The organism is Yersinia sp. 2542 StPb PI (assembly GCF_048593855.1).
Lineage (GTDB): Bacteria > Pseudomonadota > Gammaproteobacteria > Enterobacterales > Enterobacteriaceae > Yersinia > Yersinia enterocolitica_E.
Genome location: NZ_JAZGQA010000001.1, coordinates 65,550 through 88,190, shown reverse-complemented (window position 1 = coordinate 88,190; position 22,641 = coordinate 65,550). Strand labels below are relative to the sequence as shown.

Below are 22,641 nucleotides of genomic sequence, written 5' to 3'. Positions count from 1 at the left end.
ATCAGACTTTATAAAATCGAAGAATAGTTAAGGTTAAAGGATCGGTAGCAAAATAATAAGAGAGGATTGACAATATATGGGAAGGATAAACGCATATCACTGAATTGTAGACGTAAAAAAACCGGGCAAGCCCGGTTTTTTTACGCGTTTACAGATTACTCTGCAGCAACTACTTCTGCTTGCGATGCAGCACGATCAACTAACTCGATGTAAGCCATCGGTGCGTTGTCGCCTGCACGGAAGCCACACTTCAGAATGCGAGTGTAACCACCGGCGCGGCTCGCGAAACGCGGGCCTAGCTCGTTAAACAGTTTTGCCACGATCTCGTTATCACGAGTACGGGCGAATGCCAGACGACGATTAGCTACGCTGTCGGTCTTGGCAAGAGTAATCAGCGGCTCAACAACGCGACGCAGCTCTTTCGCTTTCGGCAGGGTCGTCTTGATTATCTCATGACGAACCAAAGAGCCGGCCATGTTACGGAACATAGCCTGGCGATGGCTGCTGTTACGGTTCAGTTGACGACCACTCTTACGATGGCGCATGACCTTATCCTTCTCAGTAAAACCTTAACCTGTGATCCGGTTACTCGTCAGCAATGCTAGCTGGCGGCCAATTTTCTAGGCGCATGCCTAAAGAAAGACCACGTGAAGCAAGCACGTCTTTAATCTCAGTAAGAGATTTTTTACCCAGGTTCGGCGTTTTCAGCAACTCAACCTCGGTACGCTGTACCAGATCACCGATGTAGTGGATAGCTTCTGCCTTGAGGCAGTTAGCAGAGCGGACAGTCAATTCCAGATCGTCAACAGGGCGCAGCAGGATCGGATCGAACTCTGGCTTCTCTTCTTTAACTTCCGGCTGACGTACATCTCGTAAATCAACGAAAGCTTCAAGCTGTTCAGCCAAGATAGTTGCCGCACGGCGGATCGCCTCTTCAGGATCGATCGTACCATTGGTTTCCATCTCGATAACCAACTTGTCCAGGTCGGTACGCTGTTCTACACGCGCTGCTTCAACATTGTAGGCAATACGCTCTACAGGGCTATAGCATGCGTCTACTAACAGACGACCAATCGGGCGCTCATCTTCTTCCGAATGAATTCGGGCAGAAGCCGGCACATAACCACGACCACGTTGAACTTTGATACGCATACTAATAGATGCGTTCTCATCGGTCAGGTGGCAGATAACGTGCTGCGGCTTGACGATTTCGACATCCCCGTCATGGGTGATATCGGCTGCAGTCACAGGGCCAATGCCAGACTTATTCAGGGTAAGAATAACTTCATCTTTACCCTGAACTCTCACCGCCAGCCCTTTCAGGTTGAGCAGGATCTCCAGGATATCTTCCTGTACGCCTTCTTTGGTGCTGTACTCATGCAGTACACCATCAATCTCAACCTCGGTCACCGCGCAACCCGGCATAGATGAAAGCAGAATACGGCGCAGTGCGTTGCCGAGAGTATGGCCAAAGCCACGCTCTAACGGCTCAAGGGTCACCTTGGCGTGCGTCGAACTGACTTGCTCGATATCTACCAGGCGCGGTTTTAGAAACTCTGTCACAGAACCCTGCATTGTGTCCTCTCTTTGGTACTAAGCTTTACTTGGAGTAAAGCTCGACGATCAGGTGTTCGTTAATGTCCGCAGACAGATCAGTACGTTCAGGAATACGTTTGAACACACCTTCCATCTTGACAGCATCAACTTCCAGCCAAGTCGGCTTTTCACGCTGCTCAGCCAGCTCCAAAGCTGCCTTAACACGAGACTGCTTTTTAGCTTTCTCACGGATGCTGACTACGTCATTCGGAGATACCTGATAAGAAGCGATGTTAACAACGCGACCATTTACCATGATAGCTTTATGACTAACCAGCTGACGTGATTCAGCACGAGTTGCGCCAAAGCCCATACGGTAAACTACGTTATCCAGACGACCTTCCAGCAGTTGCAACAGGTTTGCACCTGTGTTGCCTTTCAGACGTGCTGCTTCTTTATAGTAGTTACGGAATTGACGTTCTAGAACACCATAGATACGGCGAACTTTTTGTTTCTCACGTAACTGCACACCGTAGTCAGACAGACGCGGTTTACGCGCACCGTGCTGGCCAGGTGGTTGTTCAATCTTACACTTGGTGTCAATCGCGCGAACGCCAGACTTAAGGAACAGGTCTGTGCCCTCACGACGGCTCAGCTTGAGCTTAGGACCCAAATATCTTGCCATTTTCTCTCTCCAACAAACCTAAAAGCAGCGTTATACGCGGCGCTTTTTCGGCGGACGACAACCGTTATGAGGGATCGGAGTCACATCAGTAATATTAGTGATGCGGAAACCAGCCGCGTTTAACGCACGGATAGTAGACTCACGGCCCGGACCAGGTCCTTTAACCATAACTTCCAGATTCTTGATACCGTATTCTTTCACTGCGTCAGCGCAGCGCTCTGCTGCAACTTGCGCTGCAAACGGAGTAGACTTACGAGATCCACGGAAACCGGAACCACCTGCTGTTGCCCAACCCAATGCGTTACCTTGACGATCTGTAATAGTAACGATGGTGTTGTTGAAAGAAGCATGGATATGAGCCACACCGTCAGAGACTGTCTTTCTTACACGCTTGCGTGCACGAATAGGTGCCTTTGCCATTATTCAATCACCCCGATTATTTCTTGATCGGTTTACGCGGACCCTTACGGGTACGTGCGTTGGTCTTAGTACGCTGACCGCGAACTGGTAGACCACGACGATGACGCAAACCACGATAAGTCCCAAGGTCCATCAGACGCTTGATGCTCAGGGTCACCTCACGACGCAGATCACCTTCTACAACGTACTTGGCAACTTCGTCACGCAGCTTCTCGATTTGCTCTTCAGACAGCTCACTGATCTTAACATTTTCAGCAATACCCGCAGCAACACAGATAGCCTGTGAACGGGTTTTACCGATGCCGTAGATCGCAGTTAACGCGATTACGGTATGTTTCTGATCAGGAATGTTAATGCCTGCTATACGGGCCACTATGCACTCCTACTATTTTATACAGCAATACCATTCTGAAAAGCCCGTTTTCAGGATACTCAAATAGTATTGCAGTCACATACAAAAGATTGGCTGGCTAATCTAGCCAGCTCAACCCAACTTTGCAAGAAAAATATGCAAGATAAATCAGCCTTGACGCTGTTTATGCTTTGGTTCGGCACTGCAGATTACGCGAACGACACCGTTACGCTTAACAATTTTGCAGTTACGACATAATTTCTTGACGGAAGCACGAACTTTCATTTTTACTCTCCGTAACTTCTCAAACATCCCTGAATTAGCGGTTATAGCCTTTCAGGTTTGCTTTCTTCAATGCAGACTCGTATTGACTAGACATCATCAGAGTTTGCACTTGAGCCATAAAGTCCATGATGACCACCACTACGATAAGTAGGGAGGTACCACCAAAGTAAAATGGTACTTTCATCGCGTCACGCATGAACTCCGGGATCAGGCAGATGAAAGTAATATACATCGCACCAATTAAGGTTAGACGCGTCATTACTTTATCGATGTACTTCGCCGTTTGCTCTCCCGGACGAATTCCTGGCACGAATGCACCGGACTTCTTCAGGTTATCTGCTGTTTCACGCGGGTTAAACACTAACGCCGTGTAGAAGAAACAGAAGAAGATGATTGCAGACGCATAGAGTAACACATAAAGCGGCTGTCCCGGCTGCAAATACATCGAAATAGTCGTCAGCCAGTTCCAACCTGTCCCACCCCCAAACCATGATGCAATCGTGGCAGGGAACAGAATTATGCTGGAAGCGAAGATTGCTGGGATAACCCCGGCCATATTCACTTTCAACGGTAAGTGTGTGCTCTGTGCTGCATAAACACGACGACCTTGTTGACGTTTAGCATAGTTAACGACGATACGACGCTGACCACGTTCAATGAAAACAACGAAGAAGGTTACTGCAAACACTAATACTGCAACCAACAGCAACAGGAGGAAGTGCAGGTCGCCTTGCCGAGCTTGCTCGATGGTATGGGCTATTGCAGGTGGAAGACCAGCAACAATACCAGCAAAGATTATGATTGAAATACCGTTACCGATACCACGCTCAGTAATCTGTTCGCCCAGCCACATCAGGAACATAGTCCCAGTGACCAAGCTAACAACAGCGGTAAAGTAGAAAGCAAAGCCTGGATTGATTACCAGACCTTGCATCCCAGGCATATTCGGCAGACCGGTAGCAATACCGATCGATTGGAATATAGCCAATACCAACGTGCCATAACGGGTGTACTGGCTAATCTTACGACGGCCAGCCTCCCCTTCTTTCTTTATCTCTGCTAACGCTGGATGAACCACCGTTAACAGTTGGATAATAATCGATGCCGAAATATACGGCATGATACCCAAGGCAAAGATAGAAGCACGACTGAGAGCACCACCAGAGAACATGTTAAACATTTCAATGATGGTCCCTCTCTGCTGCTCGAGCAATTTAGCAAGCACAGTGGCATCGATACCAGGAATCGGAATAAAAGAGCCGATACGGAAAACAATAAGCGCACCGATAACAAACAAAAGTCTGCGCTTCAGTTCGCCTAATCCGCCTTTAGCACTTTGAAAATCTAATCCTGGTTGCTTAGCCATCTGCTACTTATTCCTCAATTTTACCGCCAGCAGCTTCGATAGCAGCACGAGCGCCTTTGGTGACACGCAGACCACGAAGAGTTACCGCACGAGTGATTTCGCCTGAAAGCATAACTTTCGCGAACTCAATCTGGGTACCAACAACGTTAGCGGCTTTCAACGTGTTCAGGTCGATTACGTCGCCTTCCACTAAAGCCAGTTCAGACAGACGAACTTCTGCCGTGATCATAGCTTTGCGAGAGGTGAAGCCGAATTTCGGCAAACGACGATATAAAGGCATCTGACCACCTTCAAAACCACGACGTACGCCACCACCAGAACGTGAGTTCTGACCTTTGTGACCACGACCAGCAGTTTTACCCAGGCCAGAACCGATACCACGACCTACACGCTTCGGCGCATGCTTGGCACCTTCAGCCGGAGACAGAGTATTTAAACGCATCTGTTACTCCTCAACTTTAACCATGTAGGAAACCAAGTTGACCATACCACGCACAGCGGGAGTATCCTCACGCTCTACAGTATGACCAATACGACGCAGACCTAAACCGATCAGAGTTGCCTTATGTTTCGGCAAACGACCGATACTGCTTTTTGTTTGAGTTACTTTAATAGTCTTTGCCATGGTTATTTCCCTAGAATTTCTTCGACGGACTTACCACGCTTGGCAGCGACCATTTCTGGGGATTTCATATCTTCCAGAGCTGCAATAGTTGCACGAACCACGTTGATCGGGTTAGTAGAACCATAGGCCTTGGCCAATACGTTATGAACCCCTGCAACTTCCAAGACGGCGCGCATTGCACCACCGGCGATGATACCGGTACCTTCAGAAGCTGGTTGCATGAATACACGAGAACCTGTGTGAGCACCTTTAACTGGGTGCTGCAGAGTACCGTTATCCAAAGCAACATTAATCATAGCGCGACGGGCTTTTTCCATCGCTTTCTGGATCGCTGCCGGAACTTCGCGTGCTTTGCCGTAGCCAAAACCAACGCGACCGTTACCATCACCAACTACTGTCAGTGCGGTAAAGCTGAAAATACGGCCACCTTTTACGGTTTTAGATACGCGGTTTACCGCGATCAGCTTTTCCTGCAGTTCGCCAGCTTGTTTTTCGATGTGTGACATCTTACACCTCTACCTTAGAACTGAAGGCCAGCTTCACGGGCAGCATCTGCCAGTGCCTGGACTCGACCATGATATTGGAAACCGGAACGGTCAAAGGATACTTTCGTGATCCCTTTTTCCAATGCGCGCTCTGCAACAGCTTTACCTACAGCTGCGGCGGCATCTTTGTTGCCGGCGTACTTCAATTGCTCATTGATAGCTTTTTCTACAGTAGAAGCTGCTACCAAAATTTCTGAACCGTTTGGTGCAATAACCTGCGCGTAAATATGGCGTGGGGTACGATGTACCACCAGGCGAGTCGCACCCAGTTCTTTGAGCTTGCGGCGTGCGCGGGTCGCACGACGGATACGAGCTGCTTTCTTATCCATAGTGTTACCTTACTTCTTCTTAGCCTCTTTGGTACGCACGACTTCGTCGGCGTAACGGACACCCTTGCCTTTATAAGGCTCAGGACGACGGTAGGCACGTAAATCTGCTGCAACCTGACCAATCACCTGCTTATCAGCGCCTTTCAGCACGATTTCAGTTTGGGTCGGGCATTCTGCAGTGATGCCAGCCGGCAATTCATGGTCAACTGGATGAGAGAAGCCTAAAGCTAAATTCACCACGTTGCCTTTAACTGCGGCACGGTAACCTACACCTACCAATTGAAGCTTCTTAGTGAAGCCTTCGGTAACACCAACGACCATTGCGTTAAGCAGTGCACGAGTGGTACCCGCTTGGGCCCAACCGTCTACAGCGCCTTCGCGTGGAGCGAAAGTCAGTGTATTTTCTTCTTGCTTAACTTCAACAGCGCTATGGACGGTACGAGTCAGCTCGCCGTTCTTACCCTTTATCGAAATAACCTGACCGTTGAGTTTTACCTCTACGCCGGCAGGAATGACGACGGGTGCTTTTGCAACACGAGACATTCTTTCCTCCCGAATTAAGCTACGTAGCAGATAATCTCGCCACCAAGACCAGCTTGGCGAGCTGCACGATCGGTCATAACACCTTTAGAGGTAGAAATAACAGCGATACCCAAACCGGCCATAACTTTTGGCAGCTCATCTTTTTTCTTATAGATGCGCAGACCTGGACGGCTGATACGTTGAATGCTTTCTACCACTGCCTTACCCTGGAAATACTTAAGAGCTAATTCCAGAACAGGCTTGGTGTCGCCTTCGATTTTAAAATCTTCAATAAAACCTTCTTCCTTCAGAACGTTGGCAATTGCCACTTTCAGCTTGGAGGAAGGCATGGTGACCGCGACTTTGTTTGCGGATTGACCGTTACGGATACGGGTCAGCATATCCGCGATCGGATCTTGCATGCTCATCTGTCTTTACTCCCGTGATTCAATTGGTGACAATTACCAGCTAGCCTTCTTAAGGCCCGGGATTTCACCGCGCATTGCGGTTTCACGGACTTTAATACGGCTCAACCCGAACTTCCGCAGGAAACCATGCGGACGACCAGTTTGGTTGCAGCGGTTACGCTGACGGGACGGGCTGGAATCACGCGGCAGAGACTGCAGCTTCAGAACAGCATTCCAACGGTCTTCGTCGGATGAGTTCACACCAGAGATAATAGCTTTTAATTCCTCGCGTTGAGCGCGGTATTTGTTAGCTAGTTTCACGCGAACAACTTCGCGTGCTTTCATTGATTGCTTAGCCATCAGTAACCCTACCTTACTTGCGGAATGGGAATTTAAAAGCAGCCAACAATGCACGGCCTTCATCATCGGATTTCGCAGTAGTGGTAATGGTAATATCCAAACCACGTACACGATCGACTTTATCGTAGTCGATTTCCGGGAAGATGATCTGCTCGCGCACACCCATGCTGTAGTTACCACGACCATCGAATGACTTAGCGGACAAGCCACGGAAGTCACGGATACGAGGTACAGCAATGGTAATCAGACGCTCAAAGAATTCCCACATGCGTTCGCCACGCAGGGTTACTTTACAGCCGATCGGATAGCCCTGACGGATTTTGAAGCCTGCAACAGATTTGCGTGCTTTGGTGATAAACGGCTTTTGACCGGAGATTGCTGCCAAGTCAGCTGCTGCATTGTCCAGCAGTTTCTTGTCAGCGATCGCTTCACCAACACCCATGTTCAGGGTGATCTTCTCGACCCGAGGGACTTGCATGACAGAGTTGTAGCCAAACTGAGACATCAGTTGTTTGACCACCTCGTCTTTGTAGTAATCATGCAGTTTCGCCATCGTATTACTCCAAATTACTTGATAGTTTCGCTATTAGATTTAAAGAAACGGACTTTTTTGCCGTCTTCGAATCTAAAGCCTACACGGTCAGCCTTACCGGTTGTCGTGTTGAACAGCGCAAGGTTGGAAACTTGAATTGCAGCTTCTTTTTCAACAATGCCACCTGGTTGGTTCAGGGCCGGAACCGGCTTCTGATGTTTTTTAACCAGGTTGATACCTTCAACAATGACCTTACCAGCAGACAGGACATTCTTTACTTTACCGCGCTTACCTTTGTCTTTCCCGGTTAGCACGATAACTTCGTCATCACGACGGATTTTCGCTGCCATGGTTCGCTCCTTAGAGTACTTCTGGTGCCAGAGAGATAATTTTCATGAACTTCTCATTACGCAGTTCACGAGTTACCGGCCCAAAAATACGCGTGCCGATTGGCTGCTCGCTGTTATTATTTAAAATAACACAAGCGTTACCATCGAAGCGAATGACAGAACCGTCCGGGCGACGTACACCCTTCTTGGTGCGCACCACTACCGCCTTCAGAACATCGCCTTTCTTCACCTTGCCACGAGGAATTGCTTCCTTGATGGTGATCTTGATGATGTCGCCGATGCCTGCGTAGCGACGGTGCGAGCCACCTAGAACCTTGATACACATTACGCGACGTGCACCGGAGTTGTCGGCCACGTTCAGCATAGTCTGTTCTTGGATCATGTTAGTGCTCCGCTAATGTCAACTACTACTTTAGGACCCAGAATAGGTCGTTTAAAAGCCCCATTAATGAGGGCGCAGCATTATAACACCGCTTCCAAATTATGGGTAGAAAAAATAAACGGCCCACTTTCTGAGCCGTTTATTATGTTCGAGTTGGCTACTCTATTACAGAATCGCTTTCTCTACAACGCGAACAAGCGTCCAAGACTTAGTCTTTGACAGTGGACGGCATTCGCGGATTTCTACCACGTCACCGATTCCACATTCATTGTTCTCGTCATGTACATGCAATTTCGTCGTACGACGGATGAATTTCCCGTAAATAGGGTGTTTCACCACACGTTCGATAGCAACAACCATGGATTTCTCCATTTTGTCACTAACTACGCGACCTTGCAGAGTACGGATTTGCTCAGTCATTACGCACCCGCCTTCTCAGTCAGTAAAGTCTTAACACGTGCGATATTACGGCGCACTTGTTTCGACAGGTGAGTTTGTTGCAGCTGGCCACTAGCCGCCTGCATGCGCAAATTGAATTGCTCACGCAGCAGGTTGAGCAGCTCAGTGTTCAGCTCTTCAACGCTTTTTTCACGCAGCTCTTGTGCTTTCATCACATCACCGTCTTAGTTACAAAGGTGGTTCCTACAGGCAGTTTCGCTGCTGCGAGCTTAAATGCTTCGCGAGCAGTTTCTTCCGGTACACCAGCCATTTCAAACAACATTTTTCCTGGCTGGATCAGGGCAACCCAATACTCTACGTTACCCTTACCTTTACCCATACGCACTTCGAGCGGCTTCTCGGTGATCGGCTTGTCCGGGAAAACACGGATCCAGACCTTACCTTGACGCTTAATTGCACGTGTCATCGCACGACGGGCTGCTTCGATTTGACGAGCCGTCAGGCGGCAACGGCCACAAGCTTTCAGGCCGAACTCACCGAAGCTAACATCCGTACCTTGCGCAAGGCCACGGTTACGGCCTTTGTGCATCTTACGGAATTTTGTACGCTTTGGTTGTAACATCAGCGATTCTCCTTACTTGCGGCCTTTACGCTGCTGCTTTTTAGGTTGAGCAGCCGGTTCCGGTTGTTCAACAGCAGCCATACCACCCAAGATCTCACCTTTGAAGATCCATACCTTAACGCCGATTACACCATAAGTGGTGTGCGCTTCAGATGTGTTGTAATCGATATCCGCACGCAGTGTATGCAACGGAACACGACCTTCACGGTACCATTCGGTACGCGCGATTTCAGCACCGCCAAGGCGGCCGCTTACTTCAACTTTGATACCTTTAGCGCCAAGACGCATTGCGTTCTGTACAGCACGCTTCATAGCACGACGGAACATAACGCGACGTTCCAGCTGTGAAGTGATGCTGTCAGCAACCAATTTTGCGTCCAGTTCCGGTTTACGGACTTCGGCGATGTTAATCTGTGCAGGAACGCCAGCGATATCCGCTACGACCTTACGCAGTTTTTCGACATCTTCACCTTTCTTGCCGATAACGATGCCAGGACGAGCGGTGTGAATAGTCACACGGATGCTCTTCGCTGGACGCTCGATAACGATGCGAGAAACGGAAGCTTTCGCTAACTCCTTAGTCAGGAATTGGCGAACTTTAAAGTCGCTGTCCAGGTTGTCAGCGAATTCTTTGGTATTTGCGTACCAGGTAGAGTTCCAAGCTTTGACAATACCTAGTCGAATACCATTAGGATGTACTTTCTGACCCATTGCTAGTCTCCAGAGTCTCAGCGATCGGACACAACCACAGTAATGTGGCTGGTGCGCTTCAGGATGCGATCTGCACGACCTTTTGCACGCGGCATAATGCGCTTCATGCTAGGGCCTTCGTCTACGAAGATCTTCGTGACTTTCAGATCATCGATGTCAGCGCCATCGTTGTGTTCTGCGTTAGCAATGGCAGACTCTAGTACCTTCTTAACCAAACCAGCAGCTTTCTTGTTGGTATAGGCCAGAGTTTCCAGAGCTTGCGACACTTTCTTACCGCGAATCAGGTCCGCTACCAAGCGAACCTTCTGAGCAGAAGAACGAGCGTGGCGATGTTTAGCGATAGTTTCCATCTCTTCCTCCTACCTTAGCGCTTTTTAGCCTTTTTATCGGCCGCATGGCCGCGATAAGTACGGGTCGGCGCGAATTCACCCAGTTTGTGACCGACCATTTCATCGGCTACAAAAACGGGAACGTGCTGACGACCATTATGGACAGCGATGGTCAAACCGATCATATTTGGAAAGACCGTTGAACGACGGGACCAAGTCCGAATTGGCTTCTTGTCTCCGCTTTCCACCGCTTTCTCTACCTTCTTCAGCAAGTGCAGGTCAATGAAGGGACCTTTCTTGAGAGAACGTGGCATGGCTTATCCTCTAATTATTTTTTACTACGGCGACGTACGATGAACTTATCAGTACGCTTGTTGCTACGGGTCTTCTTACCTTTGGTTTGAACGCCCCACGGAGTTACCGGGTGCTTACCAAAGTTACGACCTTCACCACCACCGTGTGGGTGATCTACCGGGTTCATCGCCGTACCGCGAACGGTAGGACGAATACCACGCCAACGACTAGCACCTGCTTTACCCAGCACACGCAGCATGTGTTCAGCGTTACCGACTTCACCTAAGGTGGCGCGGCAATCAGCTTGAACCTTGCGCATTTCGCCGGAGCGCAGACGCAGAGTAACGTAGGAACCGTCACGAGCAACGATCTGAACGTATGCACCAGCAGAACGAGCCAATTGGCCGCCTTTACCTGGTTTCATTTCTACGTTATGAACCGTTGAACCAACTGGGATGTTACGCATAGGCAGGGTGTTACCTGCTTTAATTGCCGCATCAACGCCAGATTGAATCTGGTCACCAGCTTTCAGGCCTTTTGGCGCCAGGATATAACGGCGTTCGCCGTCTTTGTACAGAACCAGCGCGATATTCGCGGAACGGTTCGGATCGTACTCCAGACGCTCAACCACTGCAGGGATACCATCTTTGTTGCGTTTGAAGTCAACCAGACGATAATGTTGCTTGTGGCCACCACCGATATGACGGGTAGTGATACGGCCATTGTTGTTACGGCCACCGCTTTTGCTTAATTTCTCAAGCAACGGGGCATAAGGCTTACCCTTATGCAACTCCTGGTTAACCACCTTAACAACGTGGCGACGACCCGGAGATGTAGGTTTACATTTAACAATTGCCATTGTTTTACTCCTCCGACTTACTCTGCGCCGCCGATGAAGTCCAGATTCTGGCCTTCTTTCAGGGTGACGTAAGCTTTTTTCCAGTCGCTACGACGACCAACACGCTGACCGTGACGCTTACTCTTGCCTTTAACCAGCAAGGTGTTAACGTCTTCGACTTCGACTTCAAACAGTTTCTGCACTGCAGCTTTAATTTCTGCTTTGGTCGCGTCTTTGGCAACTTTGAGAACGATGGTGTTATTCTTTTCCATCGCAGCGGACGCTTTTTCAGATACATGCGGCGCGCGCAGTACTTTCAGCAGACGTTCTTCACGAATCATGCCAGCATCTCCTCAACTTGCTTCACAGCATCAGCAGTCATAACCACTTTATCGAAGGCGATCAGGCTAACTGGGTCGATACCGGCTACATCGCGAACGTCAACCTTGTACAGGTTGCGAGCTGCCAAGAACAAGTTCTCGTCCAGTTCACCCGTTACGATCAGCACATCTTCCAGAGCCATATCTTTCAGTTTCTGCGCCAGCAACTTAGTTTTAGGTGCTTCAACAGAGAACTTTTCGACAATGATCAGACGATCTTGACGTACCAATTCGGACAGAATGCTTTTCAGCGCGCCGCGGTACATCTTTTTATTTACTTTCTGACTGTGATCCTGAGGCTTCGCAGCAAAGGTCACACCACCTGAACGCCAGATTGGGCTCTTTACAGAACCTGCACGCGCACGGCCGGTGCCTTTCTGGCGCCACGGTTTCTTACCGGAACCTGTTACTTCAGCACGGGTCTTCTGAGCACGAGTACCTTGACGGGCACCTGCTGCGTAAGCAACAACAACCTGATGTACAAGCGCTTCATTGAAATCACGCCCGAAGGTAGTTTCGGAAACAGTCAGCGCGCCTTGCGCGTCTTTCATTACCAATTCCATTCCTATCTCCTCGACGTTACGCCTTGACAGCCGGTTTTACGATCAGGTTGCCACCGGTTGCTCCCGGTACAGCGCCCTTGACCAGCAGTAGGTTGCGCTCAGCGTCAACACGTACTACATCCAGGCTTTGAACAGTTACACGTTCATCACCCATATGGCCTGCCATTTTCTTGCCTTTAAACACTTTGCCCGGAGTCTGGTTCTGACCGATAGAACCCGGAACGCGGTGAGACAAGGAGTTACCATGGGTAGCATCTTGGGTACGGAAGTTCCAGCGCTTAACAGTACCGGCAAAACCTTTACCTTTAGACGTACCTGTAACGTCGACTTTCTTAACGTCTGCAAAGATTTCGACGCTAATTTCTTGGCCAGCAGTGAATTCTTGACCTTCTGGAAGGCGGAATTCCCACAGACCACGGCCAGCTTCTACGCCAGCTTTAGCGAAATGACCCGCTTCTGGTTTAGTAACGCGGTTAGCTTTTTTAGCACCGGTAGTTACTTGCACAGCACGGTATCCGTCGTTCTCCAGGCTTTTGACCTGAGTTACGCGGTTCGCTTCAATTTCGATAACAGTTACTGGGATTGAAACGCCATCTTCAGTGAAGATACGCGTCATACCCACTTTCTTACCGACTAAACCAATCATTGTTTCAACCTCTCAATCGCTCAATGACCTGATTAACCCAGGCTGATCTGCACGTCTACACCAGCAGCCAGATCCAGACGCATCAGAGCATCAACGGTTTTCTCGGTTGGCTCAACGATGTCAACCAGACGCTTGTGAGTGCGAATCTCGTACTGATCGCGCGCATCTTTATTGACGTGCGGAGAGATCAGAACGGTAAAGCGCTCTTTGCGAGTTGGCAGCGGGATCGGACCGCGAACCTGCGCACCAGTGCGCTTGGCAGTCTCGACGATTTCCGCAGTTGATTGATCGATCAAACGATGATCAAACGCTTTCAGGCGGATACGGATTCTTTGGTTCTGCATGAGACCAGAGCTCCAATTATTTATAAACGTAAATGATTACTCCTCGCACCCATTTCGATTGATGGGGGAGTGTAATCGTTCAACATATAACCCCCATATCGGGAGTATTGTTCAGTAACAGCACTAGGCTATGACTGACAGATTAGTTTCAATCTGGCCTACCAAGATTAGGTAGGCCCGCGCATTATACGTAAATACCAGCAGGAAGCAAGCCAGTGTTGGAAATCTATGCAAAAACTTGCCAGATAATTTAATTAAGGGGATATAAGGTTAATTTGTGCGGCAGGAATGAAAAAAAGAGTGAGTCCAAGAAGGATTCTCACTCTTTTTGACTGCGTAATCTTATGGTTAATAAACAAGCTATCTTGCAAGTATTTAGTCTTTCGCCAACTGTGCCTGAGAGTAGTTTTGTATACCTAAACGCTCAATCAGACTCAGTTCTGTTTCGAGCCAGTCAATATGGCCCTCTTCATCAGCAAGAATTTCTTTCAATAAATCGCGACTAACATAGTCATGGATAGAATCAGCATAAGCAATACCTTCACGCAGATCCTTCGCCCCGGCGAGCTCGAGAGCTAAATCTGATTTCAGTATTTCCTCAACATCCTCGCCAATATTCAGCTTACCCAAGTCCTGTAAGTTAGGAATACCTTCGAGGAATAAAATACGTTCGATGTATTTATCGGCATGCTTCATTTCGTCTATGGATTCGTGATACTCCTTATCATTAAGGCGCATCAGCCCCCAGTTTTTAAACATTCGGGCATGGAGAAAATATTGATTGATGGCAACTAGCTCGTTGCCGAGTAGTGTATTGAGATGTGCAATTATCTTTTTATCGCCTTTCATAAGTATACCCTCCGCTTCCAGTACACAAAGTGTAGTACCAGATGGCAAAGTGTGGGGAATACTTCTCCCTGCTAACTATTAGGCAACATCATTCATTTCTGGAATATTCGCGCGTTCCTCGATCAGTATCTCTCTGGCCTGTCGGATGCACTTACCGCAGTCTGTACCAATGGGTACCAATTGACGCAGTTGTTTAATGGTATGTGGATGGTGCTGACGTACAGCTTTGCGGATAACTTTGTCAGATACCGCATTACACAGACAAACATACATAGAGAGACTCACTTCTTAACCAATCTCTCAAGTGTAAATAAGAATGCGTGTTATTTCAATTAAGATTATTCACTTTATCAATAAAAAAGGGTGCCGAAGCACCCTTGGTTACTTGATCAATAAAATAATTAATCAGTAAAGCAATTAAGCGATAACTTTAGCAACAACACCAGCGCCTACAGTACGGCCGCCTTCACGGATTGCGAAACGCAGACCGTCGTCCATTGCAATTGGGTGAATCAAGGTAACAACCATGTTCACGTTATCACCAGGCATTACCATTTCAACGCCTTCTGGCAGTTCGATGGTACCGGTTACGTCAGTTGTACGGAAGTAGAACTGAGGACGGTAGCCTTTGAAGAACGGAGTATGACGGCCGCCTTCGTCTTTGCTCAGAATATAAACTTCTGAATCAAAGGTAGTGTGTGGTTTGATAGAACCTGGTTTAGCCAGAACCTGACCACGTTCGATATCTTCACGTTTGATACCACGCAGAAGAACACCAACGTTCTCACCAGCACGGCCTTCGTCCAGCAGTTTGCGGAACATTTCAACGCCAGTACAAGTAGATTTAACAGTATCTTTGATACCAACGATCTCTACTTCTTCACCAACTTTAACGATACCGCGCTCTACACGACCAGTTACAACAGTACCACGGCCTGAGATAGAGAATACGTCTTCGATTGGCAGCAAGAATGGCTTATCGATAGCACGTTCTGGCAGTGGAATATAAGTATCCAATGCTTCAGCCAGTTCGATAATTTTTGCTTCCCACTCAGGAACGCCTTCCAGTGCTTTCAGAGCTGAGCCCTTGATTACTGGAATGTCGTCGCCTGGGAAATCGTAAGCAGAAAGAAGTTCACGAACTTCCATTTCTACCAATTCCAGCAGCTCTTCGTCGTCAACCATGTCACATTTGTTCATGAATACGATCATGTATGGAACGCCAACCTGGCGACCCAACAGGATGTGTTCACGAGTCTGTGGCATAGGACCGTCAGTTGCAGCAACAACCAAGATCGCGCCGTCCATCTGAGCAGCACCGGTGATCATGTTTTTAACGTAGTCGGCGTGTCCTGGGCAGTCAACGTGCGCATAGTGACGAGTCGGGGTGTCATATTCAACGTGAGAAGTGTTGATGGTGATACCACGAGCTTTTTCTTCTGGTGCGTTATCGATCTGATCGAAAGCACGAGCGCTACCGCCGTAGGTTTTAGCCAGTACGGTAGTGATTGCTGCAGTCAGGGTAGTTTTACCATGGTCAACGTGGCCGATAGTACCGACGTTTACATGGGGTTTGTTACGTTCAAATTTTTCTTTAGACACGACTATATTCCTTACTCTGGTGCTCTACCACTTATGAGAGAGCACTGGATCATTGTTTTAAACCCGAAAGCTTATTTGCCACGGGCTTCGATAACGGCTTGAGCGACGTTACTCGGCGCTTCAGCATACTTCAGGAACTCCATAGAGTATGAAGCACGGCCCTGGGTCTGAGAGCGCAGGTCAGTAGCATAACCGAACATTTCAGACAACGGAACCTGGGCACGAATAGTCTTACCAGTTAACGTATCTTCCATACCTTCGATCATGCCACGACGACGACTCAGGTCACCCATTACGTCACCCGCATAATCTTCAGGGGTTTCGATTTCAACCTTCATTATTGGCTCAAGCAGAACTGGTTTAGCTCGTTTGAAACCTTCTTTAAAGGCGATAGAACCGGCTAATTTAAACGCCAATTCTGAGGAGTCAACATCATGGTAAGAACCGTAGTGCAGACGCACTTTAACGTCCACAACCGGATAACCAGCCAGAGGACCGGATTTCAGTTGTTCCTGGATACCTTTATCAACAGCAGGGATGAACTCTTTAGGAATAGAACCACCAACGATTTCGTTGACGAATTCATACCCAGCGCCACCCGGTGGTAACGGAGACATATCGATAACAACATGACCGTACTGACCACGACCGCCTGACTGCTTAGCGTGCTTACCTTCCACGTCCTTGACGGTATCGCGGATAGTTTCACGGTAAGCAACCTGAGGTTTACCGATGTTTGCTTCCACGCTAAATTCGCGGCGCATACGGTCAACCAGGATATCCAAGTGCAGCTCACCCATACCAGCGATGATAGTCTGACCTGATTCTTCGTCAGTCCACACACGGAATGATGGATCTTCTTTTGCCAGACGCCCCAGAGCCATACCCATTTTTTCCTGGTCGGCTTTGGTTTTTGGTTCAACGGCAACAGAGATAACCGGCTCAGGGAACTCCATACGTTCCAGAATGATCACATGCTTTGGATCACATAAGGTGTCACCCGTCGTCACGTCTTTCAGGCCGATCGCTGCTGCGATGTCACCTGCGCGAACTTCTTTGATCTCTTCACGTTTGTTGGCGTGCATCTGTACGATACGACCCAAACGCTCTTCACGCGAACGTACTGAGTTCAGCACAGTGTCACCGGAGTTAACAATGCCAGAGTACACACGGAAGAATGTCAGGTTACCCACAAACGGGTCGGTAGCAATTTTGAATGCCAATGCAGAGAACGGCTCTTTGTCGTCTGAATGACGAACAGCCGGAGTATCTTTACCATCGTCCAAAATACCGTTGATTGCTTCAACGTCAGTTGGCGCTGGCAGATAATCGATAACTGCATCCAGCATTGCCTGTACGCCTTTGTTTTTAAACGCAGAGCCACAGGTAACCAAGATAATTTCGTTGCGCAGAACACGTTGACGCAGAGCTTTCTTGATTTCTTCTTCGGTCAGCTCTTCGCCGCCCAAATACTTGTCCATCAGCTCTTCAGACGCTTCTGCAGCCGATTCAACCAGATTCTGGTGCCATTCAGCAGCCAGCTCAGCCATATCAGCAGGGATCTCTTCGTATTCGAAGGTCACACCCAGATCGGCTTCATTCCAGTTGATCGCTTTCATTTTCACTAGATCGATAACACCAGTGAATTTCTCTTCCGCGCCGATTGCCAGTTGCAATGGAACTGGATTCGCGCCCAGACGAGCTTTAAGCTGGCCAACAACTTTCAGGAAGTTAGCACCCATGCGGTCCATTTTGTTAACGAACGCAATGCGTGGGACTTTATATTTGTTCGCCTGACGCCATACGGTCTCAGACTGTGGCTGAACACCACCAACTGCACAGTAAACCATTACCGCACCGTCAAGAACACGCATAGAACGTTCAACTTCAATGGTGAAGTCAACGTGCCCTGGGGTGTCAATGATATTGATGTGATGTGGTTCATACTGTTTAGCCATACCAGACCAGAAGCAGGTAGTAGCCGCAGAAGTAATGGTAATACCACGTTCCTGCTCTTGTTCCATCCAGTCCATAGTGGCTGCGCCGTTATGAACTTCACCGATCTTATGGTTTACACCGGTGTAAAACAGGATACGTTCGGTAGTGGTTGTCTTACCGGCGTCGATGTGAGCGCTGATACCGATATTACGATAGCGCTCAATGGGTGTTTTACGAGCCATTTGATTCCTCTATTGCCTTAGGCGTTCATTCGATTAACCATGCGGGTTAACTATTAAAGCGCCCGCATGGTTAGCATAGCTACTGCGTGGTAATTACCAGCGGTAGTGCGCGAACGCCTTGTTAGCTTCGGCCATACGGTGAACGTCTTCACGTTTCTTAACAGCAGAACCTTTGTTCTCTGCTGCGTCAGACAGTTCATTCGCCAAGCGCAAAGCCATGGATTTATCACCGCGTTTACGAGCAGCATCAACGATCCAACGCATTGCCAAGGCATTACGACGAACCGGACGAACTTCAACTGGTACCTGATAAGTAGAACCACCAACGCGGCGAGACTTAACTTCGACAGTCGGGCGCACGTTATCCAGAGCTACTTCGAAAGCTTCCAGAAAATCTTTACCAGAACGCTGAGCCAGGGTTTCCAGCGCGGTATAGACGATTGCTTCTGCAGTAGATTTTTTACCATCTACCATCAGGATATTTACAAATTTAGCCAGCAATTCAGATCCGAACTTAGGATCTGGCAAAATTTTACGCTGACCAATTACACGACGACGTGGCATGGAAATACTCCGTTGTTAATTCAGGGTTGTCCAAAACTCTAAGAGTTTATTTTGACATTAATGTGAAAATGTTTGGCCTTACTTAACGGAGAACCATTAAGCCTTTGGCTTCTTCACGCCGTACTTAGAACGTGATTGCTTACGGTCTTTAACACCTGAGCAGTCAAGCGCGCCGCGGACGGTGTGGTAACGCACACCTGGCAAGTCTTTTACACGACCGCCACGGATCAGGATCACGGAGTGTTCCTGTAGGTTATGACCTTCACCGCCGATGTAGGAGGTGACTTCAAAACCGTTAGTTAAACGCACACGGCAAACTTTACGCAGTGCGGAGTTAGGTTTTTTCGGGGTGGTGGTATATACGCGGGTACATACACCACGTTTCTGCGGGCATGCTTCCAGCGCAGGAACGTTGCTTTTAGCAACCTTCATGCTGCGTGGCTTGCGAACCAGCTGGTTAATCGTTGCCATTATTAAAAAAGCTCCTGGTTTTTTGCTTCGTAAACACGTGATAAATCCCCCTCGTTTGCACGACTGGCAGAGAACGAGGACGCAGAATTTTATGGCTGACTATCTAAGGTGTCAAGAAATATACAGCATTGACTGCATTACCATGCCAGTTGTTGCTGATGTTTTAGGGTCAAATCCACGAAGTGAGTATAGCCGATTAGCGTAGCGCTGTCTGAAATTTGACCAGACAAACCACGTGCAATAACGTCATCTTCTAACACAAATAGAGAAGCGGGGTTATTTAACAATAGCTTAAGACTTTCACTGTTTTTCAAAACAGTCATAACGCCATCTTGTAGAAAGAGAATCTCATCTTCGGATGTGACTAATCTCAGCAAAGCAGATAAATCGCAACGATAAGGAGAATGACTGACGGTATACAGCATTATAGCGACCCAAATCCCATTAAAAAGTCAGCACAACATCATAAGTTGCCAATTGGCGACGTAAATTTACCGGAGATAATACCTCGACAGCAAGGATCCAGTTCGTCACACCACTCAACCCGCGTTGCTCTAATGAGGCTTCGCAGATATAACAATTCTCAACATCGTACAGGGGTAAGACACCGAAAGTGGCAATATAGTTTCTGGCGAGAATTATTTCCGGTTGTTGCTGAGGTAATAGCTGCAAAACACCATCTGACAGAAAGAATACACCTAAATCTTCGCTTAATGCCGATGTAGCCAGTAAGGCATCCAACCCTTCCCGCCCTGCCGAATTGCCATGCGGACCTTGGGTGAAAACAAAAGCGACACGTTTCATTGCCATTAAAATTGCACCATGCGATCACAGGTCAATGCAGCTTCGGCTAACGCACCCAGGCCGGTTAAGGTAAAACCCGGTTGCAGATTCGCTGCCGCAAGATTGAGTTGTTCGGCTTCCTGTTGGTCGGTTACACCACGGCGTAATGCCGCCGCCACACACACATGCAACATAACAGCATGTTCAGCCGCCAATTGTTGCCACGCCCTTACCAAGTCAAATTCATCACTGGCTGGGGCAGTTAATTGGTTAGCGTTCAAAACGCCTTCGCGATAGAAGAAAACACTCACCAAACTGTGACCTGAATTTATCAGCGCTTGTGCGAATTGATAAGCACTACTGGCCTGCTGCGTACCATAAGCAGGCCCAGTGACCATAAGACAATATCTTTTCACGCCAGACATTAACGGTCGTGCCCTACAAGGTCGCCACTTTTGAATTGGCGAATGTAAAGATAGACGGTGTGTTTAGAGATATTAAGCCGTTCTGCAACCTGATTGATGGCATCTTTGATATCAAAAATACCCTTTTCATAAAGATTAAGTACCACTTGGCGGTTCTTCGCATTGTTAGAAACATTACGGTCCGCATTGACTTCTTCGATGGTAAATTCAAGTGTTTGCGCCACCAAATCATCAACAGATGAGGCAAAGTTGACCGAGGAAGCAACTTCCTGCGTTTCCGGCGGCATAAACGTTTGGATGATTTGTGAGAAAGGCACATCCAGATTCATGTTGATGCACAGCAAGCCAATAACACGCTGGTCACGGTTACGGATAGCGATAGTGACTGATTTCATCAGTACACCACTTTTGGCTCGGGTGAAATAAGCTCTTGAAACACTGCTGTCAGCACCGGCCATATCGTGCAACATCCGTAGAGCCAAGTCGGTTATCGGTGAACCAATTTGCCTTCCAGTGTGTTCTCCATTCGCAATTCTTACCGCAGAGCTTTTCAGATCTTCCAGTGAGTGCAGAACAATTTCACAGTGGCCGCCAATAAGCATAGCTAAGCCATCAACGACAGCTTCGTATGATTTTAGTATTTCATGGTCCGTCTGACTGAACGGACGTTCATCCAGTAAATCCAGTTCACTGGTTTCGCTACTGAGAAGCGAATTAGACATCGAAGACACCATCCTCTAGGTAAAGCCTGTCTCAATATCGTTGGCAGACTCATAACTCAATATCTTAGATTTTAAGTCTAGCAAATATGCTGAGATAAAATCCTTGCGTTTGCGCGTGATATTGACGTTAAGCCCACAAGCCATAAACCGTCAAGTTATCAACGAACAGAAGTGAAAATTGATAGATGTGCCGCAAAAAAAACCGCCACGACAATTATCGCAGCGGTTATAAGCAGAATCGGTGAACTAAGCTGAATTACTTCTTCGCTTTTTCGCCTGCAGCTGCTGCTGGTTGCTCTTCTGGAGCATCAGCTTTTGGCGCCGCTTTCACATCTAACAGTTCTACATCGAATACCAGAGTAGAGTTAGCTGGGATACCTGGGACGCCAGTTTTGCCGTAAGCCAGTTCTGGTGGGATAACCAGGGTGATCTTGCCACCTTTTTTGATTTGCTTCAGGCCTTCAGTCCAACCTGGGATAACACCGTCCAAGCGGAAGGATAATGGCTCACCACGCTTGTAGGAGTTATCAAACTCAGTGCCATCAGTCAGTGTCCCTTTGTAATTAACAACCACGGTATCACTGTCTTTTGGTGCTTCACCAGTACCGGCTTTCTCTACTTTGTACAGCAGGCCAGATTCGGTTTTCTTCACATCTTTTTCTTTAGCGAAAGTATCGCGATACTTAGCGCCCTTATCGGCATTTTCTTTAGCGTCCTGCTCCATTTTTGCCTGAGCAGAAGCTTTTACGCGAGCTTCAAAACTTTGCAGAGTGCTTTCAATTTCTGCATCAGTCAGTTTGCTTTTGTTAGCAAACGCGTCCTGAACACCGGCGATCAACTGGTCTTTATCCAGTTTAATACCCAGCTTTTCTTGTTCTTTTAGGGAATTATCCATGTAACGCCCTAATGATGCGCCTAATGCATAAGCAGATTGCTGGTCATCATTTTTAAATGCGCTATTGGTCGTTGCTGGCGCGGCTGCGGTTTTAGCTGCTTCAGCAGCGAAAGTAGCAGAGGTATTCAGGGTCAGCGCCATGGTGGTAGCCAGTAGCGTTACTTTAAACAGTGATTTCATCCATTTCTCCATTGGCTTAAGGACACTTACCCCAAGCAACGATTATAAGTGTAACTTGTACTATAACTGTCTGTGCGAACACAAAACAATCTCTATGCTGATGCTATTAAGTGATATTAAGACTTTTTTTACTACAAGAAGTTTCGTT

The 22,641-nt window shown here is 48.0% G+C and carries 39 protein-coding genes; all 39 read right to left on the bottom strand.

What is annotated here, in order from left to right:
• Positions 1 to 155 precede the first annotated feature (155 nt).
• The 39 genes from rplQ to fkpA all read right to left on the bottom strand — a co-directional run bounded on the left by rplQ (position 156) and on the right by fkpA (position 22,493).
• Positions 156 to 545 (bottom strand): 50S ribosomal protein L17, encoded by a 390-nt coding sequence (gene rplQ / locus V1952_RS00490; protein WP_004391407.1) that lies wholly within the window; start codon positions 543 to 545, stop codon positions 156 to 158.
• Positions 546 to 585: 40 nt separating this feature from the next.
• A complete protein-coding gene (locus tag V1952_RS00485; RefSeq protein WP_002438685.1) occupies positions 586 to 1,575 on the bottom strand; it encodes a DNA-directed RNA polymerase subunit alpha in 990 nt (329 codons plus the stop codon).
• 25 nt (positions 1,576 to 1,600) lie between these two features.
• Positions 1,601 to 2,221: a 30S ribosomal protein S4 gene (gene rpsD, locus V1952_RS00480; RefSeq protein WP_002218949.1), complete on the bottom strand. Its 621-nt coding sequence runs from the start codon at positions 2,219 to 2,221 to the stop codon at positions 1,601 to 1,603.
• A gap of 30 nt (positions 2,222 to 2,251) precedes the next feature.
• A complete protein-coding gene (gene rpsK, locus V1952_RS00475; protein WP_004709234.1) occupies positions 2,252 to 2,641 on the bottom strand; it encodes a 30S ribosomal protein S11 in 390 nt (129 codons plus the stop codon).
• Between the two features lie 16 nt (positions 2,642 to 2,657).
• On the bottom strand, positions 2,658 to 3,014 hold the full coding sequence (gene rpsM / locus V1952_RS00470; RefSeq protein ID WP_004702348.1) for a 30S ribosomal protein S13: 357 nt from the start codon (positions 3,012 to 3,014) through the stop codon (positions 2,658 to 2,660).
• Positions 3,015 to 3,161: 147 nt separating this feature from the next.
• Complete coding sequence (rpmJ, locus tag V1952_RS00465; protein WP_002227352.1) at positions 3,162 to 3,278, bottom strand: 50S ribosomal protein L36; 117 nt, start codon at positions 3,276 to 3,278, stop codon at positions 3,162 to 3,164.
• Between the two features lie 34 nt (positions 3,279 to 3,312).
• A complete protein-coding gene (gene secY, locus V1952_RS00460) occupies positions 3,313 to 4,644 on the bottom strand; it encodes a preprotein translocase subunit SecY (RefSeq protein WP_002213344.1) in 1,332 nt (443 codons plus the stop codon).
• A 7-nt stretch (positions 4,645 to 4,651) separates the two neighbouring features.
• Complete coding sequence (gene rplO, locus V1952_RS00455) at positions 4,652 to 5,086, bottom strand: 50S ribosomal protein L15 (RefSeq protein WP_004391411.1); 435 nt, start codon at positions 5,084 to 5,086, stop codon at positions 4,652 to 4,654.
• Between the two features lie 3 nt (positions 5,087 to 5,089).
• Positions 5,090 to 5,269: a 50S ribosomal protein L30 gene (gene rpmD / locus V1952_RS00450; RefSeq protein WP_002213339.1), complete on the bottom strand. Its 180-nt coding sequence runs from the start codon at positions 5,267 to 5,269 to the stop codon at positions 5,090 to 5,092.
• A gap of 2 nt (positions 5,270 to 5,271) precedes the next feature.
• The gene (rpsE, locus tag V1952_RS00445) at positions 5,272 to 5,775 is read right to left on the bottom strand and encodes a 30S ribosomal protein S5 (RefSeq protein ID WP_004391412.1); all 504 of its coding nucleotides are present in this window, start codon (positions 5,773 to 5,775) and stop codon (positions 5,272 to 5,274) included.
• 14 nt (positions 5,776 to 5,789) lie between these two features.
• A complete protein-coding gene (gene rplR, locus V1952_RS00440; protein WP_004391413.1) occupies positions 5,790 to 6,143 on the bottom strand; it encodes a 50S ribosomal protein L18 in 354 nt (117 codons plus the stop codon).
• Between the two features lie 9 nt (positions 6,144 to 6,152).
• Positions 6,153 to 6,686 carry a 50S ribosomal protein L6 gene (rplF, locus tag V1952_RS00435; RefSeq protein WP_004391415.1) on the bottom strand — a complete coding sequence of 178 codons (534 nt, stop codon included), beginning with the start codon at positions 6,684 to 6,686 and terminating at the stop codon, positions 6,153 to 6,155.
• A 14-nt stretch (positions 6,687 to 6,700) separates the two neighbouring features.
• Positions 6,701 to 7,093, bottom strand: coding sequence for a 30S ribosomal protein S8 (rpsH, locus tag V1952_RS00430; protein WP_032820216.1), 393 nt, complete (start codon positions 7,091 to 7,093; stop codon positions 6,701 to 6,703).
• 33 nt (positions 7,094 to 7,126) lie between these two features.
• Positions 7,127 to 7,432 (bottom strand): 30S ribosomal protein S14, encoded by a 306-nt coding sequence (rpsN, locus tag V1952_RS00425; protein WP_004391418.1) that lies wholly within the window; start codon positions 7,430 to 7,432, stop codon positions 7,127 to 7,129.
• Between the two features lie 13 nt (positions 7,433 to 7,445).
• Positions 7,446 to 7,985, bottom strand: a complete 540-nt coding sequence (rplE, locus tag V1952_RS00420; protein WP_004391419.1) for a 50S ribosomal protein L5 — start codon at positions 7,983 to 7,985, stop codon at positions 7,446 to 7,448.
• A gap of 14 nt (positions 7,986 to 7,999) precedes the next feature.
• Entirely contained in the window at positions 8,000 to 8,314 is a 315-nt protein-coding gene (gene rplX / locus V1952_RS00415; RefSeq protein ID WP_049612315.1) for a 50S ribosomal protein L24, read from the bottom strand.
• A 10-nt stretch (positions 8,315 to 8,324) separates the two neighbouring features.
• Entirely contained in the window at positions 8,325 to 8,696 is a 372-nt protein-coding gene (rplN, locus tag V1952_RS00410) for a 50S ribosomal protein L14 (RefSeq protein WP_002213325.1), read from the bottom strand.
• Positions 8,697 to 8,861: 165 nt separating this feature from the next.
• Positions 8,862 to 9,116: a 30S ribosomal protein S17 gene (gene rpsQ, locus V1952_RS00405; RefSeq protein WP_032820219.1), complete on the bottom strand. Its 255-nt coding sequence runs from the start codon at positions 9,114 to 9,116 to the stop codon at positions 8,862 to 8,864.
• Positions 9,116 to 9,307 (bottom strand): 50S ribosomal protein L29, encoded by a 192-nt coding sequence (rpmC, locus tag V1952_RS00400; protein WP_005159843.1) that lies wholly within the window; start codon positions 9,305 to 9,307, stop codon positions 9,116 to 9,118. Before rpmC ends, rpsQ begins: the two co-directional genes overlap by 1 nt.
• On the bottom strand, positions 9,307 to 9,717 hold the full coding sequence (gene rplP / locus V1952_RS00395; RefSeq protein ID WP_038242806.1) for a 50S ribosomal protein L16: 411 nt from the start codon (positions 9,715 to 9,717) through the stop codon (positions 9,307 to 9,309). The genes rpmC and rplP overlap by 1 nt, the downstream gene beginning before the upstream one ends.
• A gap of 12 nt (positions 9,718 to 9,729) precedes the next feature.
• Complete coding sequence (rpsC, locus tag V1952_RS00390) at positions 9,730 to 10,428, bottom strand: 30S ribosomal protein S3 (RefSeq protein ID WP_002221644.1); 699 nt, start codon at positions 10,426 to 10,428, stop codon at positions 9,730 to 9,732.
• 17 nt (positions 10,429 to 10,445) lie between these two features.
• Positions 10,446 to 10,778 carry a 50S ribosomal protein L22 gene (gene rplV, locus V1952_RS00385; protein WP_004391423.1) on the bottom strand — a complete coding sequence of 111 codons (333 nt, stop codon included), beginning with the start codon at positions 10,776 to 10,778 and terminating at the stop codon, positions 10,446 to 10,448.
• A gap of 14 nt (positions 10,779 to 10,792) precedes the next feature.
• Complete coding sequence (gene rpsS, locus V1952_RS00380; protein WP_032818077.1) at positions 10,793 to 11,071, bottom strand: 30S ribosomal protein S19; 279 nt, start codon at positions 11,069 to 11,071, stop codon at positions 10,793 to 10,795.
• A gap of 14 nt (positions 11,072 to 11,085) precedes the next feature.
• Positions 11,086 to 11,910: a 50S ribosomal protein L2 gene (gene rplB, locus V1952_RS00375; protein ID WP_005186240.1), complete on the bottom strand. Its 825-nt coding sequence runs from the start codon at positions 11,908 to 11,910 to the stop codon at positions 11,086 to 11,088.
• Positions 11,911 to 11,927: 17 nt separating this feature from the next.
• Positions 11,928 to 12,230 carry a 50S ribosomal protein L23 gene (gene rplW, locus V1952_RS00370; RefSeq protein WP_005159841.1) on the bottom strand — a complete coding sequence of 101 codons (303 nt, stop codon included), beginning with the start codon at positions 12,228 to 12,230 and terminating at the stop codon, positions 11,928 to 11,930.
• A complete protein-coding gene (gene rplD, locus V1952_RS00365; RefSeq protein ID WP_004702326.1) occupies positions 12,227 to 12,832 on the bottom strand; it encodes a 50S ribosomal protein L4 in 606 nt (201 codons plus the stop codon). The genes rplW and rplD overlap by 4 nt, the downstream gene beginning before the upstream one ends.
• A gap of 16 nt (positions 12,833 to 12,848) precedes the next feature.
• A complete protein-coding gene (gene rplC / locus V1952_RS00360; RefSeq protein ID WP_002218932.1) occupies positions 12,849 to 13,478 on the bottom strand; it encodes a 50S ribosomal protein L3 in 630 nt (209 codons plus the stop codon).
• 32 nt (positions 13,479 to 13,510) lie between these two features.
• On the bottom strand, positions 13,511 to 13,822 hold the full coding sequence (rpsJ, locus tag V1952_RS00355) for a 30S ribosomal protein S10 (protein ID WP_001181005.1): 312 nt from the start codon (positions 13,820 to 13,822) through the stop codon (positions 13,511 to 13,513).
• Positions 13,823 to 14,197: 375 nt separating this feature from the next.
• A complete protein-coding gene (gene bfr / locus V1952_RS00350) occupies positions 14,198 to 14,671 on the bottom strand; it encodes a bacterioferritin (protein WP_083161169.1) in 474 nt (157 codons plus the stop codon).
• Between the two features lie 78 nt (positions 14,672 to 14,749).
• Positions 14,750 to 14,944 (bottom strand): bacterioferritin-associated ferredoxin, encoded by a 195-nt coding sequence (gene bfd, locus V1952_RS00345; protein WP_005186233.1) that lies wholly within the window; start codon positions 14,942 to 14,944, stop codon positions 14,750 to 14,752.
• Positions 14,945 to 15,088: 144 nt separating this feature from the next.
• Entirely contained in the window at positions 15,089 to 16,273 is a 1,185-nt protein-coding gene (gene tuf, locus V1952_RS00340) for an elongation factor Tu (protein WP_005186230.1), read from the bottom strand.
• Between the two features lie 71 nt (positions 16,274 to 16,344).
• Positions 16,345 to 18,453: an elongation factor G gene (gene fusA / locus V1952_RS00335; protein ID WP_083161170.1), complete on the bottom strand. Its 2,109-nt coding sequence runs from the start codon at positions 18,451 to 18,453 to the stop codon at positions 16,345 to 16,347.
• 93 nt (positions 18,454 to 18,546) lie between these two features.
• On the bottom strand, positions 18,547 to 19,017 hold the full coding sequence (gene rpsG, locus V1952_RS00330; protein WP_002212324.1) for a 30S ribosomal protein S7: 471 nt from the start codon (positions 19,015 to 19,017) through the stop codon (positions 18,547 to 18,549).
• Positions 19,018 to 19,113: 96 nt separating this feature from the next.
• Entirely contained in the window at positions 19,114 to 19,488 is a 375-nt protein-coding gene (rpsL, locus tag V1952_RS00325) for a 30S ribosomal protein S12 (RefSeq protein ID WP_002212323.1), read from the bottom strand.
• Between the two features lie 137 nt (positions 19,489 to 19,625).
• Positions 19,626 to 19,913 carry a sulfurtransferase complex subunit TusB gene (tusB, locus tag V1952_RS00320; RefSeq protein WP_049601300.1) on the bottom strand — a complete coding sequence of 96 codons (288 nt, stop codon included), beginning with the start codon at positions 19,911 to 19,913 and terminating at the stop codon, positions 19,626 to 19,628.
• Between the two features lie 19 nt (positions 19,914 to 19,932).
• The gene (tusC, locus tag V1952_RS00315; RefSeq protein ID WP_372560348.1) at positions 19,933 to 20,298 is read right to left on the bottom strand and encodes a sulfurtransferase complex subunit TusC; all 366 of its coding nucleotides are present in this window, start codon (positions 20,296 to 20,298) and stop codon (positions 19,933 to 19,935) included.
• A complete protein-coding gene (gene tusD, locus V1952_RS00310; RefSeq protein ID WP_083161172.1) occupies positions 20,298 to 20,696 on the bottom strand; it encodes a sulfurtransferase complex subunit TusD in 399 nt (132 codons plus the stop codon). The genes tusC and tusD overlap by 1 nt, the downstream gene beginning before the upstream one ends.
• Positions 20,696 to 21,418 (bottom strand): helix-turn-helix transcriptional regulator, encoded by a 723-nt coding sequence (locus V1952_RS00305; protein WP_032906602.1) that lies wholly within the window; start codon positions 21,416 to 21,418, stop codon positions 20,696 to 20,698. Before V1952_RS00305 ends, tusD begins: the two co-directional genes overlap by 1 nt.
• Positions 21,419 to 21,674: 256 nt before the next feature.
• The gene (fkpA, locus tag V1952_RS00300) at positions 21,675 to 22,493 is read right to left on the bottom strand and encodes an FKBP-type peptidyl-prolyl cis-trans isomerase (protein ID WP_372560347.1); all 819 of its coding nucleotides are present in this window, start codon (positions 22,491 to 22,493) and stop codon (positions 21,675 to 21,677) included.
• Positions 22,494 to 22,641: the final 148 nt, after the last annotated feature.